At 42.4% G+C, this 13,570-nt stretch carries 9 protein-coding genes; 1 reads left to right on the top strand and 8 read right to left on the bottom strand.

What is annotated here, in order from left to right:
• Window positions 1–209 precede the first annotated feature (209 nt).
• The 6 genes from rppA to ACM0OS_RS12115 all read right to left on the bottom strand — a co-directional run bounded on the left by rppA (window position 210) and on the right by ACM0OS_RS12115 (window position 7,663).
• Window positions 210–890 (bottom strand): two-component system response regulator RppA, encoded by a 681-nt coding sequence (gene rppA, locus ACM0OS_RS12090; RefSeq protein ID WP_414543431.1) that lies wholly within the window; start codon window positions 888–890, stop codon window positions 210–212.
• Between the two features lie 109 nt (window positions 891–999).
• Complete coding sequence (locus ACM0OS_RS12095) at window positions 1,000–1,578, bottom strand: Uma2 family endonuclease (protein ID WP_414543432.1); 579 nt, start codon at window positions 1,576–1,578, stop codon at window positions 1,000–1,002.
• Window positions 1,579–1,671: 93 nt separating this feature from the next.
• On the bottom strand, window positions 1,672–2,157 hold the full coding sequence (locus tag ACM0OS_RS12100) for a hypothetical protein (protein ID WP_414543433.1): 486 nt from the start codon (window positions 2,155–2,157) through the stop codon (window positions 1,672–1,674).
• A 38-nt stretch (window positions 2,158–2,195) separates the two neighbouring features.
• The gene (locus ACM0OS_RS12105) at window positions 2,196–5,327 is read right to left on the bottom strand and encodes an efflux RND transporter permease subunit (protein WP_414543434.1); all 3,132 of its coding nucleotides are present in this window, start codon (window positions 5,325–5,327) and stop codon (window positions 2,196–2,198) included.
• 83 nt (window positions 5,328–5,410) lie between these two features.
• Window positions 5,411–6,964 carry an efflux RND transporter periplasmic adaptor subunit gene (locus ACM0OS_RS12110; RefSeq protein WP_414543435.1) on the bottom strand — a complete coding sequence of 518 codons (1,554 nt, stop codon included), beginning with the start codon at window positions 6,962–6,964 and terminating at the stop codon, window positions 5,411–5,413.
• 15 nt (window positions 6,965–6,979) lie between these two features.
• Window positions 6,980–7,663 (bottom strand): DUF305 domain-containing protein, encoded by a 684-nt coding sequence (locus ACM0OS_RS12115; protein ID WP_414543436.1) that lies wholly within the window; start codon window positions 7,661–7,663, stop codon window positions 6,980–6,982.
• A 389-nt stretch (window positions 7,664–8,052) separates the two neighbouring features.
• Between ACM0OS_RS12115 and ACM0OS_RS12120 the strand changes: the two genes are divergently transcribed.
• On the top strand, window positions 8,053–9,174 hold the full coding sequence (locus ACM0OS_RS12120) for an HhoA/HhoB/HtrA family serine endopeptidase (RefSeq protein WP_414543437.1): 1,122 nt from the start codon (window positions 8,053–8,055) through the stop codon (window positions 9,172–9,174).
• Window positions 9,175–9,306: 132 nt separating this feature from the next.
• Here the strand turns inward: ACM0OS_RS12120 and ACM0OS_RS12125 are convergent, their stop codons facing one another.
• Together ACM0OS_RS12125 and ACM0OS_RS12130 are read right to left on the bottom strand one after the other, a co-directional pair.
• Window positions 9,307–11,097 (bottom strand): ATP-binding protein, encoded by a 1,791-nt coding sequence (locus tag ACM0OS_RS12125; protein WP_414543438.1) that lies wholly within the window; start codon window positions 11,095–11,097, stop codon window positions 9,307–9,309.
• Window positions 11,072–13,156, bottom strand: a complete 2,085-nt coding sequence (locus ACM0OS_RS12130) for a chemotaxis protein CheB (RefSeq protein ID WP_414543439.1) — start codon at window positions 13,154–13,156, stop codon at window positions 11,072–11,074. The genes ACM0OS_RS12125 and ACM0OS_RS12130 overlap by 26 nt, the downstream gene beginning before the upstream one ends.
• Between the last annotated feature and the right edge of the window lie 414 nt (window positions 13,157–13,570).

Raw genomic sequence — 13,570 nt, forward strand, 5'->3', positions numbered from 1 at the left:
CAGGCTCTATCCCTTATTAAACAAGCTGTTTAGCCTTCTTGTCACCCGTTAAGCATATCCACACAAACTCAAAATTACAGCCATCACCAGTGCGTACCACAAAGTCAAACGTAGCCGCGTCTGCTGAAACAACTTATTGTGATTCATAAAACTTTGCGTCTACTCTTCGAGATCACGAAGCGCGATTGCGCCTTAGCGTGAGACATAAATCAATTAACATTAAACCGATAGCCCAATCCATGTAAAGTTTCAATTACATTATCACATCCAACATGAGCCAACTTACGACGTAACAACCGAATTTGCGCCGCCACCACATTACTAACAGGTTCCGCATTCACTTCCCAAAGCTGATTGCGAATTTGTTCAGTCGTAATAATTTGATTTGGATGCTTCATAAAATATTCCAGTAACTGAAACTCCTTATTAGTCAGAATAACTTCTTGTAAATCTTGACTGAAAACTAAATTATTACCATAATCTAAAGTTAAATTACCCACAGTTAATTTTTGGGGCAAAAATTGAGGCGATCGCCTTTGCAAAGCGCGTAATCTTGCCAATAATTCTGCCATACCAAAAGGCTTAACTAAATAATCATCTGCACCTGCATCTAAGCCAGCAACTTTATCTTCCATACTATCTTTTGCTGTCAACATCAACACAGGTAAAGGATGATTACGGTTACGCAATCTTTTACATAATTCTAAACCAGAAATTTTAGGTAACATCCAATCAAAAATAGCTAATGTATATTCTGTCCAGCTATTTTCTAAATAAGCCCAAGCCTCATCTCCGTCCATTACCCAATCAACTAAATACTTATGTTGGGTAAGAGTTCGTTTAATCGCCGCCCCTAAATCTGGTTCATCTTCAACCAGTAAGACTCTCATTGTTTAACGGTAAGTTTGAATTTGAGCTATATAATTTAAGCACAGAAAAACTCTGCGTACCTCTGCGCTAACCTTCGCGTACCTCTGCGTTAAAAAAAACATAATCCTGTTATGCAAAAATAGCCTGTAAATTTAAAATAAAACCCGGAAGTACATCTTCACCAGACAAACTTGTCGGAGATTGCAAAACTTCCACTGGTTGACCAGGACGATAAATTTCTACTTGTTGTTCACGGGGATTAATTAACCAACCCAGTTGTAAGCCATTAGCTAAATATTCGCGCATCTTGGCTTGAGTATCCGCTAAATCATCAGTTTCAGAAACCAACTCCACCGCAAAATCAGGACACAAAGGCAAAAATTTCTTTCTTTGCTGTGGTGTGAGACTTTCCCATCTTTCTATTTTTATCCAAGAAGCATCAGGAGAGCGAGTTGCACCATTGGGAAGTTTAAAGCCAGTGGAAGAATCAAAAGCCTTACCCAATTTATATTGACCATTCCACAACCAGATTTGACCTAATAAATCAAAATTACGGTTTCCTGTTTCTCCCCCTGTGGGTGACATGATAACTAATTCTCCTTCAGCAGATAATTCTAAACGCAAATCTTTGTTAGCAGCAACAACTTGGGCAAATTCATCATCAGTAAATTGCAGATTGGCAGGTAATTGTAAAGTTAAATTAGTCATGTTGCTTCGCTCCAAATTCAGAAATTTTTCAACGCAGAGGGACGCTAAGATTGTCTAATTTTATGAGTAATGTATAGGAAACGCTATATATTATTATCTATTAAAGCTAAAACGTCCGTTGACCCTTTCACCATTAACATTAGCAGTAATTCTCACCTGATACTGACCCGATGCTGTTACATTTAACATACCTATATAGTGTTTATCTTTGTCGCTATAAGTAAAAAGAACAGTTTTTTCTTGACCATCAGGCATTTGCACTAAGGCTGTAACATTAGCATTAGGTACAGTTGCGTGAGTATCACCAGTTAGTAAATACAAATCTAAATGACTTCCCCCAGCTTCTGGTTCAGCTAAAAATTCCAAATGATAATTACCAGTTTCCACCACTTGACCACCCTTAGTAGGGCCATGTTGATGACTTGATTTCGCTATAGGTTTCACTTCGGTTGTAGGAGTTTCAGTATTAGCCGTAGCCGTATTTTCTGTATTCGCTATTTCATTACCATTACCACAAGCACCTAAAAACAGCAGTCCAACACTAGACAAAACAACTAAATTAAATCTTATCAACTTCATAGATTTACTCCTTTTCAAGCACTATTATCAACAATAAATTACCAATCCCAAATAGCCTTCACCGCCTTACCATTCTGCACATTCATAGAAGCTTGTATTTCCTTCGGCATCAAAAATTTACCGAATTGAGCATACAACGCAGGTAATACAATTAAAGTCAAAGCCGTAGAAGTAAACAAACCACCCAAAACCACCACAGCTAGAGGTTGCAAAATTTCCTTACCCGCACCTGTACCAATCACCAAAGGAATCATCCCCAAAGCCGAAGTTAAAGCGGTCATTAAAATCGCTACTAAACGTTCCATTGAACCTTGATAAATTACTTCCTTTAAAGTTATCCCCTGGGACAACTTGTGATTATAATTATCTACTAACAACAATCCATTACGAGTTGCTACACCAAATAAAGTAATAAACCCCACCAACGAAGCAACAGAAATCACCCCACCACCCAAAGTAATAGAAATAATACCCCCCACCAGTGCGAGAGGTAAATTAACCATAATCATCAACATCGCAGCCACAGACTTAACAGCAAAGTACATTAAAACTGCAATTACTACAAACGCTATTCCCCCAAACAAAAGTAAATTTTGCGTAGCACGTTGTTCTGATTCAAACTGTCCACCGTACTGAATAAAATAACCTGTGGGTAACTGAATCAATTGACTAACTTGACTTTGAATTTCATCTACAACCGAACCTAAATCTCTACCAGAAACGTTAGCAGATACAACTATCAAACGGGAAACATTCTCCCGATTAATTGTATTCGGCCCTGTTCCGTAATCAATATTGGCAAGTTGCGTTAAAGGAATTTTTTGACCTGTCGGAGTATCTACTAATAAATTACGAATTACATCTAAATTATTGCGTGATTCAGGCTGCAACCAAACCACCAAATCAAATAATTGTTGTCCTTCCAATACTTGAGATACAACTCGCCCATTCAGTGCTGTTTCTAACGTATGACTCAATTCACCCACAGTTAAACCATAACGAGCGGCTGCATCTCGGTTAAATTTAATTTGCACCTGTCTAATGGGGACTTGGGGTTCTAGTTGTAAATCTACCAGTCCGGGAATATCACCCATGACATCTTCTACTGCTGACCCCAAACGCCGCAATTCTGATAAATCAGGGCCAAATATTTTCACTGCGATCGCACTTCTAACTCCTGATAATACCTCATCCATGCGATGGGAAATAAAACCGCCAATACTAGGCGCAACTCCGGGAATTTTGGCAAATTCTGCACGTAGCTTTTCTATACTCCCTTCCCGATCCTGCAATCCTTCTGCACTCAATTCCACATCTAAATGACCCAAGTTCACACCACCCGCATCTGCATCACCGGGGGCGCGTCCTGACCTTAACTGTACAGTTGTAAATCTGGGATCGTCTTGAAGTGCATCTTGTAAAGCAAATCCTACTTGATTAGTCGCTTCTAAGGAACTTCCCGGATACAGCACCATTGCATTCACTAAAGATGATTCCTGAAATTCTGGTAAAAATACTCGCCCCAATGTCGTTAAAACTACTAATGATGCTACTAAAGAAGCTGTAGCAATCAGTAAAATTATTTTGGGGAATCTGGTAGTAAAAGCCAAGATAGGTCTGTAAACTCGCTGACTCCAGGCACTCACCCAAGTATCATCTGTAGGTAGTTGTCGATTCGCTAATAAAATCGCGCAAAGTGCCGGTGATAAAGTCATCGCCACAAAAGTTGAGGCAAAAATTGATACCAAATAGGCGACACCCATCGGCGCAAATATCCGACCTTCTACACCTGTAAGGGTGAAAATAGGGGCAAAGACAACAGCGATAATTACTGTGGAGAAAATTACACTGACTCTCACCGCCACAGAGGTATCATAAACAACTTTAAAGGGATGCACCGGATTTTTAGCTACTTGGTTTTGACGTAAACCCCGGTAACAGTTTTCCATATCGACAATCGAGTCATCTACTACTGAACCAATGGCTACAGCTAGACCTCCTAGTGTCATGGTGTTAATACCTTGACCAAACCAGCCGAGAATCATCATCCCAATCAGCACTGACAAAGGAATAGCACTTAAAGTAATAATTGCAGTGCGCCAGTTCATCAAGAACATCAACAAGATAATGCAAACAATAATGATGCCATCTCTGAGGGAACTGGTAACGTTATGAATAGCAGCAGCAATAAAGTTTTCTTGGCGGAAAGTTTCTGTAACTACGACATCTGCGGGTAAGCCAGCTTTCACTTCTGTCATGGCTTGTTCGATGGCTTTGGTGACTGTGGGTGTGTCGTTGTGTGGTTGTTTGTTGACCATCACCACAACAGCTGGCTGACCATCTAAGCTACCATCGCCGCGTTTTAATCCTGCACCTATACGCACATCTGCCACATCTTGCAGTAGTACTGGTGTATTATTGAATGAGGCGATCGCAGATTTTCCTAGTTCTTCAATAGACTCGATACGCCCTAAACCCCGAATAATTAGTTCTTGGTCGGGATTAATTAAAAATCCGCCCGCAGCGTTGACGTTGGCGTTTCTGGCGGCGGTTGTCACTTGATCTAAGGTGACATTAAAGGCTTGCAGTTTGGCGGGATCTACTAAAACTTGATACTGACGCACATCACCACCATAAGCAATCACTTGGGAAACACCGGGTACAGCTAGTAAGCGATTGGTGACATCTGAATCTACTAACCGCCGGATTTCCATGAGTGGGAGGGTGTCGGAGGTGAAGGCATATTGTAAGACTGTGGCGATGGGGGATGTAATCGGTGATATTTGCGGGCTTTCTACACCTTCGGGTAATTTTTGTTGTGCTTGTTGTAACCTTTCTGTTACTAGTTGTCTGGCTTGATAAACGTCTGTGTTCCAGTTGAAGATGACTTTGACGACGGAAATACCCACGGCTGAGGAGGAACGGACGGTTTCTACTCCTGGTGTGCCGTTCATGGCGCTTTCGATGGGGAGGGTGATCAGGGATTCTACTTCTTCTGGTGCTAATCCGGGGGCTTCTGTTTGAATTTCTACTTGGGGTGGGGCAAAGTCGGGAAGGACATCTAATGGCATCTGGGTAAGATTATATACACCCAAGCAGGTGATAATGACTGCGCCGAGTACAACTATCCAGCGTTGGATGATTGACCATTTAAGGATGGTGTTGAGCATATGAGGAGGCAGGGGGGGCAGGGTGCAGGGGGGAGAGTTTCTTTTTTTCAACGCAAAGGGGCGCAGAGGTACGCAAAGGAGGTTTATTTGGCGTGGGGAGAGGTTTCTTTGTCTAGGGTGGTGGTGGGGAGTAGGTTTGGTTGGCGGCGGTTTGACCAGAGGATACCTGTGATGAAGGCTAAACAGGCGATCGCACTTCCTCCTATTGCTATTAGCCACAATGGGAAGTTGGATGTTGTGGGTTCTGGGGTGTGTTGATGGTCGGTGATTGGGGTTGAGGTTGGGCTACGTAAGGATTGAGCGTAAAGTTGGTTGGCGCGTTGGGTAACTACTAAGTCTCCCTCGAATAAGCCGGTTTTGACTTCTACCATGTCCCCGGAGGTTTGCCCCAAGGTGACTTCTACTGGTTGATAGGCGTTACCGTTTTGGATGTATACCTGTTTGATGTTGTTGGCTTCGATGACGGCGGAACTTGGTATAGCTAAGATGGGTGACGATGCTTGGTCTGTGAGGACTTCTAACTCGGCAAACATTCCTGGCTTGAGGATTCCGCCTGGGTTACTTATTTCTGCTTTTACAGGTACGACTCTTGTTTGTCCGACTACAGAATCAATTACGGTAATGCGTCCGGTAAATATGCGATCAGGGACAGATGCAATTCTGACGCGTATTTGTTGTCCGTTTCTGACTCGCTCTAAATCTTTTTCATATATATTGGCGGTGGCGAATACTCGACTATCGTTGACAATGGTCATGAGTTTATCGCCTGCATCTTGAAATGATTGCCCCAGGGTGACTTCTCTGTCGGCGACTGTACCAGAAATCGGGGCGGTGATGGTGACTAATCCTCTAGGATTGCTACGGATTCCTAGTTGTTGCAGTCGGGTTTCATATGTAGTATTACTTAGAGAAATGCGTGATTTGGCTACATCTACCGCAGCTTGGGCGCGTTGCAGTTGATTTTGCGCCGCAATCACATCACGACGGCTGTTAGCTGTGGTTAATTGTGCTTGGGCTTGGGTGAGTTGGGTTTGAGATTCTAAAACATTACGCCGTGGTAAAGCACCCGCATCAGCTAGTTCTTGGTCTTTGTTGTATGTTTCTTGAGCAAATGCTACTTGAGTTTGGGCTTGAGTTATTTCGGCGGCGGCGATTTCTTGAAAGCGATGGTAATTTTGTTGAGCTAACTTTAAATCAGCTTCGGCTTGTTGTAATTCCGCCCGACCTTGTGCCAATTTTTCCTCAGATTCTACACGTAGCGATACCAACTCCGGGCTAGATACCACAGCTACAGGTTGACCTCGTTTAACCACTGCACCCGGTTCTACCAATAGCTCTACCACTTTTGCCCCAGGAATGGGAGTAGTTACTTGGGCTTGTTGACTCGGTAAAGTTTCTATTTGCCCAGTGGTTTTGATACTCACCGCTAATGGCTGGCGTTTCACTGGCTCAACTTTAATTCCTAGCCGTTGAGAAGTTTGGGCATCAACTTGAACAGGGGTGACAGAAGGTGTAGCATCACTTCCACTATGAAATTCGTCACCATGTCCAGGATGAGCAATCACAACACCAGAACTAGCAAATAACAGAAAACTCAGCACAGTTCCCAGTGCTGGGGAAGGTAGAGAGTTAGGCATCGCTATCAAAAATCCTTACTTGTTATACCAAGCTTGTCGCCATTCTTTCATTTGATTAATTTCGGTTTCTTGCGCCTTGATAATTTCTTGGGCTAAATTCTTAATTTCCGGGCGCTGAGACTTTTCTAAAACATCTTGAGCCATGACTACAGCACCTTCATGGTGAGGAATCATGGCATTAATAAACCGCAAATCAAATTCCTCATCGGCTGCACCCAAATCCATGCTCATCATCATGGCTTGCATTTGTTCTGGGGTCATTTCCATCATGTGACCCATTTCGGCATGATAAGCCAAGGGTTTATCTCCAGCGTTAGGATACCAAGCTGTCCGCCATTCGCGCATTTGAGCAATTTCTTGGTTTTGGGCTGTAATGATTTCCTCGGCTAGTTGCTTCATTTCTGGACGTTGTGACTTTTCCTGAACTTCCTTAGCCATGACTACAGCACCTTCATGGTGCATAATCATCCCATCAATGAACCGCAAATCATAGCTAGCATCGGCTGGCCCTAAATCCATTGCATGATTCATCCCACCATGATGCATATGCTGGTGGTCAGTGGTTTCAGTTGCAGTAGTATTGGGGGTAGGGTTTTCGGCTGTATTGGGAGAACAAGCCGTCAAAACTCCACCAGACACAGATGTCAATGCTACAAAACTCAACGCCAAAAAATTATTTCTCAAAAATTGATTTCGCATAAGTTATTTTTCCAGCTATAGTTCTGCATTATATTTTGTACTCTCCAGTTCACTAGAGAGTCAAGCTTGGCATTGATTGTTTCCCAGAACTAGTTGTGCAAGCATCGGTTTGATATGCAATATCTAGCTTTGCTGAATAATGGGATGATTTTTGTCTCACGCAAAGGCGCAAAGGCGCAAAGGCGCAAAAAACCGACTTTTCACCTTGGTTAAAAATCCCAATTCATCCCGCAACTATGCAACGCCGCAATATCTAGCTTTGCAGACAAAAATGAAATCAAGATGAAATGATTGGAATTACTAGAATGAGAGTAGGAGGAATGGGAGGATAAGGGGACAAGAGGAAGTAAGCAATAACTAATTACTAATGGCTAATTTCGCAATTTTGTATGAAAAATTTTCTCCAACAACCAGCATTTTATTTGGTATTACTTGTAACTGGTTGTGCTGCTAACACGGGTATCAGGAATACTCAACAGCCTGTATTACCAAATATAGTGCCGCAATCAGCTACAAATACAGATGTCAATTATATAACTCAAGTTGTCCAAGAAGTGGGGCCAGCCGTGGTGCGAATTGATTCGACTCGGACTGTAGCAGTATCCCCAGACCCTGTATTTGAAAGGTTTTTCCAGGGAGAGTTACCCACTAGAGAAGAAGTGCAACGGGGTCTTGGTTCAGGATTTATTACTACTGCCGATGGACTAATTTTTACAAATGCCCATGTAGTGGCAAATGCAGATACTGTGACTGTACTGTTAAAGGATGGTCGCCGTTTGCAAGGTGAAGTGGTGGGTACTGATTCTGTCACAGATGTAGCTGTGGTGAAAATTCCGGCGACCGAATTACCGACAGTGAAGCTAGGTAACTCAGATAATTTAAACCCAGGAGAGTGGGCGATCGCAATTGGTAATCCCCTCGGATTAGATAACACTGTTACCCAAGGAATTATCAGTGCTACACAGCGTTCTGTGGCGGCTTTGGGTGTACCAGCCGAGCGAGTTGACTTTATCCAAACCGATGCAGCCATTAATCCGGGTAACTCTGGCGGCCCTTTGCTGAATGCTCAAGGAGAAGTAATTGGGATGAATACCGCCATCATCCAAGGAGCGCAAGGATTAGGCTTTGCCATTCCCATCAATACGGCTCAACGAATTGCCCAACAATTAATAGAAAAAGGACGCGTAGATCATCCATATATCGGGCTGCAAATGGCTCAATTGAGTCCAGAATTGCGCGAGAAAATTAATCAAAGTGATATTGATATTGAAATTACTCAAGATACTGGTGTCATTGTTTTAGGCGTCGCCCGCAACTCACCTGCTTTTCGTGGAGGATTACGTCCAGGTGACATTATTGAAACCATGAATAATGTAGCTATTCAAGATGTCAAGCAAGTACAACAACAAGTAGAAAATACCAATATTGGTAATCCCATACAAATTACTGTCAGTCGCAACGGTAGCCAACAGATATTAACAGTTCGACCAGAAGCATTACCGACAAAATAGGCATTTCAAAACCTCTAACGCCACTTGTTACAATTATCTAATTGGAAACTGGCATATTTTAATTGCGAATTGCGAATTGCGTACAGCCTGGCGGCATCCGTAGGCTCTATTGCGAATTGAAAATTGTTTTGGTCAATAGTCAACCCCTAATCTACCTGCCAAGGTCGCAACTACAGATAATAATTGAGCGGGTTGGATGGGTTTAGCAACGTGCATTTGAAATCCTGCGGCTAAAGCTTCTGTTTCGTCTGCATGTCCAGCATAAGCGGTGAGGGCGGCGGCGGGAATTTGTCCGCCAGCTTCCGGACTCAACTCTCTCACCTGACGAATCAATGCATAACCGTCTTCTTCTGGTAAACCGATGTCAGATAAAAGTACGTCGTACCCACCAGGATTTGCCGTTAGTGCTGATAAGGCTTCACTTGCTGAACCTACTCCTGTGACTTCCACACCGTAATCTTCCAGTGCTATTTGAAATAACTGTTGGATATCTCCTTGATCCTCTACAAGTAATACCCGTATGCCCACTAGGGATGGAATTTCACCGATTGATGGTGTTGTTTCAGGTGTCTGATCTGTGGAGACGACTGGCTGGGCATCACTTGGTATAGTAATTTCTGGTGGCTGAGTATTTAAAGGCAGCTTGACTGTAAAAGTTGCGCCTTGACCTACACCTTGGCTTTGTGCCTCCACTGTACCACCGTGGAGTTCTATGAGATGCCGCACGATCGCTAGCCCTAATCCTAAGCCGGTATTGGTTCGTGTTCTACTAACATCGGCTTGGCAAAAGCGATCAAATATGCGATTGAGCATTTCAGCGCTAATACCTTGTCCTGTATCGCTGAATTGAATTTGTGCTTGAGAGTCGGTGTAAGCTAGTGTAACTGTAATTCTACCGCCGGTTGGAGTGAATTTAATGGCGTTAGATAGTAAATTCCAAAACACCTGCTGTAAGCGAGTTGGATCGCCAATTATGTTTTTGGGTGTGGGATCTAATCTCAGTTCTATTTGCAGATTTTTGGCTTCGGCTGACAGCCTGACAATATTGATTGCTTCTTCAATTATCGGTACTAACTCAAGCTGCTCGGCTTCTAAACGCAATCTACCGGAGCTAATGCGCGAAATATCTAATAAGTCGCCAATTAGCTGGGATTGTGCCTGAGCGCTATGTTCAATGGCTTGCAGTCCCCGATTCACAGTACTTTCGTCTAACTGCCGTGTCCGGAGTAAATTAGCCCACCCCAACATAGCATTGAGTGGATTCCGCAGTTCATGGGAAAGAACTGATAAGAACTCATCTTTAGCACGGTTAGCAGTTTCCGCCGCAGTTCGCGCTGACTGTTCTTGTATTAGCAACTGGGTACGTTCTACTTCCCATTGCTTCCTCTGAGTGATTTCTTCAATCAGCAGCAGAATTAGTTGCTCATCGTCCGATTGGATCATTTTCCGGGCATTGAATAACAAAACTTTATGACCAATTTGCTCGAAATCAAGCTCAACTTCTATGTCTTGAAATGGGGCATTGTGGGGGAGAACTTCTGTTAAGAGCGATCGCAATTGGTGAATATTCCATTGTCCATTGCTAATCTCAAAGATGGGGCGTTGTTCTATTTCACTAGGTAATAATTGGAATGTTTCGTAAAAAGAGCGATTGGCTCTCACCACTTGTAAGTCTACATTCAGCACCACCAAGGATTCCCGGACAGTATCTACAATAGCTTCTGCGTAATCACGAGATGCTCGGAGTTTTTCGGCGCTGCGTTTGAGGTCATCAATTTCCACTAACACGACTACAGCACCATCAATTTTGTTATCAATTGTCCGATAGGGTCGAATCCGCAGGTCGTACCAATGCCCTTCTTGGTCTTGAACTTCTTGGGCTTTAAAATTGAGAGTGCTAATTACTTCTAAAATGTTCTTCAATAATCGATTGTAGATGTTCTTGATTGGTGGCTAATTGCTGTCTGAGTCGTTTATTCTCTCTCTCTTCATTAGTTAATTTGCGTTGCCCCAGACGCGCACTACTATCGCCTGTTTGTATCGCTGTTGACTCAGGTATAGTAGTGCTAAACATCACTAAAAAGTAGCGTTCTGTAGCCGCAACAGGTTTAAATGGCACAACATCAATTTTCACGTGCTTGACTTGTTCGTTTTCTTGTATTTCAATACCTGATTTAGTTACCGCTTCTTCTCCTTTTTTTGCTTGGTGAATGGCGGTGCGTAACTCTAGCTGTAATTCTTCTTTGGCCATTCTCAGCAGATTAAAGCTGGGTCTACCTGGTGCAGGTTGCAGATAAGAACTGGTCTGTCCCCGAAATTGCAAAATTTCCAAATCTTCGTTAATAATTACACCAACCGGAGCGTATTGCTTCAAGACAATCCGGTCAGCTTCCTTTTGCATTTCTAAATCATTCCACGTATCCGTGTGTGCTGGCAACTGGGGGTTGAAAGTTTCTACGGGGTAGTTGCTAGCAATCAAATCCATTCCCAATTGAGTCGGAGCTATTTTGCGGGAATAAATTTTATATTTTCTATCAACTAAAGCAAACAAGTCTGTAAATTCACCCACTGTTTCTGATGTGCCTAACATCAGAAAGCCATGAGATTTGAGACCATAGTGAAAAATTGGCAGCAGCTTTTTCTGCACAGCGCTGCTCAAATAAATTAACACATTCCGACATGTAATCAAATCCAACCGCGAAAATGGAGGATCGTTAATTAAATTTTGTCTGGCAAAAACGCACAGTTCACGCACTGGCTTACTAATTTGATAACCACTCTCTACTGGTACAAAGAAACGCTGTAATCGTTCAGAAGAAACATCCATTACTTGGTTAGCCTTGTAGATGCCGTTACGGGCTGTTTCAATTGCTCTCTCATTGACATCGGTAGCAAAAATCTGGATGGTAGTATTAATTACCTGATTGTTTAAAAACTCTAATAAGCAAATAGCAATGGAGTAAGCTTCCTCACCTGTGGAACAACCAGCAACCCAGATACGAATAGGTGAATCGGGGCTTCTATCTTTAGTAATTAGGGGAAATACTTTAGTTTTTAAAGCTTCAAAGGCTTCAGGATCGCGGAAAAAACTGGTAACAGTAATCAAGACATCTTGATATAGTGCTTTAACTTCTGCGGGGTTATCTTGAAGATAAGGCACATAATCTTCTAGCCTTTCTAACTTATACAAAATCATCCGCCGCAGGATACGCCGCTTCAGGGTTGTTTGCTTATAGTGGTTAAAATCAACTCCTGTAGCAGTTCGTAACAAACTGAAGATATTTGTGAGGGCATCTCCGCCCTCAATTAGTGTATCCACTGCTTTCACTGGAGTGGGATGAATAATATAGGGATGAGTACTAATTTTGGCAAGTTCTTCGGCAATTTGTTGCGGTGTCAAGACAAAATCGACATTACCGGAAGCGATCGCTGTATTTGGCATACTGGGAACCTTTGCTGATGAATCACACTGAGCAAAAGTAATTCCGCCAGCCCCTTTAATGGTTTCTAGTCCCCGTGAACCATCGGCATCACCCCCTGATAATACAACCCCAATAGCTTTGTTTCCCCGTTCCTCCGCTAAGGAACGAAAGAAACTATCCACAGTCATCACTTGACCACGAACCTGCTGACGTGGTGACAGTTTCAGCCGCCCTTCAGTGATAGTCATCACAGCATTGGGCGGAATCACATATACATGATTGGGTTTTACCACCAAGTCATCCTGAGCTTCCACCACAGGCATTGAGGTTGTCCGAGATAGAATTTCTGTCAACAGACTTTTTTGATGGGGGCTTAAATGCTGAATTAAAACAAAGGCCATGCCTGTATCAGTAGGCAAATACCTAAGTAATTCGGTGAATGCCTCTAATCCTCCCGCAGAAGCACCCATGCCCACAATGGGAAATAGTTGATTTTGCTTATTCTCCTGCTTTTCAGGGGGATCGGATTGAGATTTTTTGGTAGAACGCCGAGAAGTCATTATATATAGCCCCTGAGATTTTTAGGACTTGCTTTTAATACATCAAAGATTGATGCTTATAATTTCACTCTAAGCTAAAAATGAGCCTACCATTTAGATGAAATATATAATTCAAACACTAAATATTTATATATATATATAAACATAATGTTGTCCTTGATAAATATATCTATCTTTAGTTGGAAAAACCCAATGTTTAGGTAAGGTTGTATTCAAGTAACAGCTTTTTTAGATAGTTAAATAAACTAATATATCCTTGCTAAAAAGTATTCGTTGTCACCTATATTAATGTTTATTTCACGGATTGATAAGATAAAGCAGATATGTAGTATGAATTTTAGTCATTGAAAGGCGATCGCTACGAAACAACGGTTGATGTTAGTGGTACATTTCTACGATGGACTATAACTCTGA

The organism is Nostoc sp. CCY0012 (assembly GCF_963920855.1).
GTDB lineage: Bacteria > Cyanobacteriota > Cyanobacteriia > Cyanobacteriales > Nostocaceae > Cyanocohniella.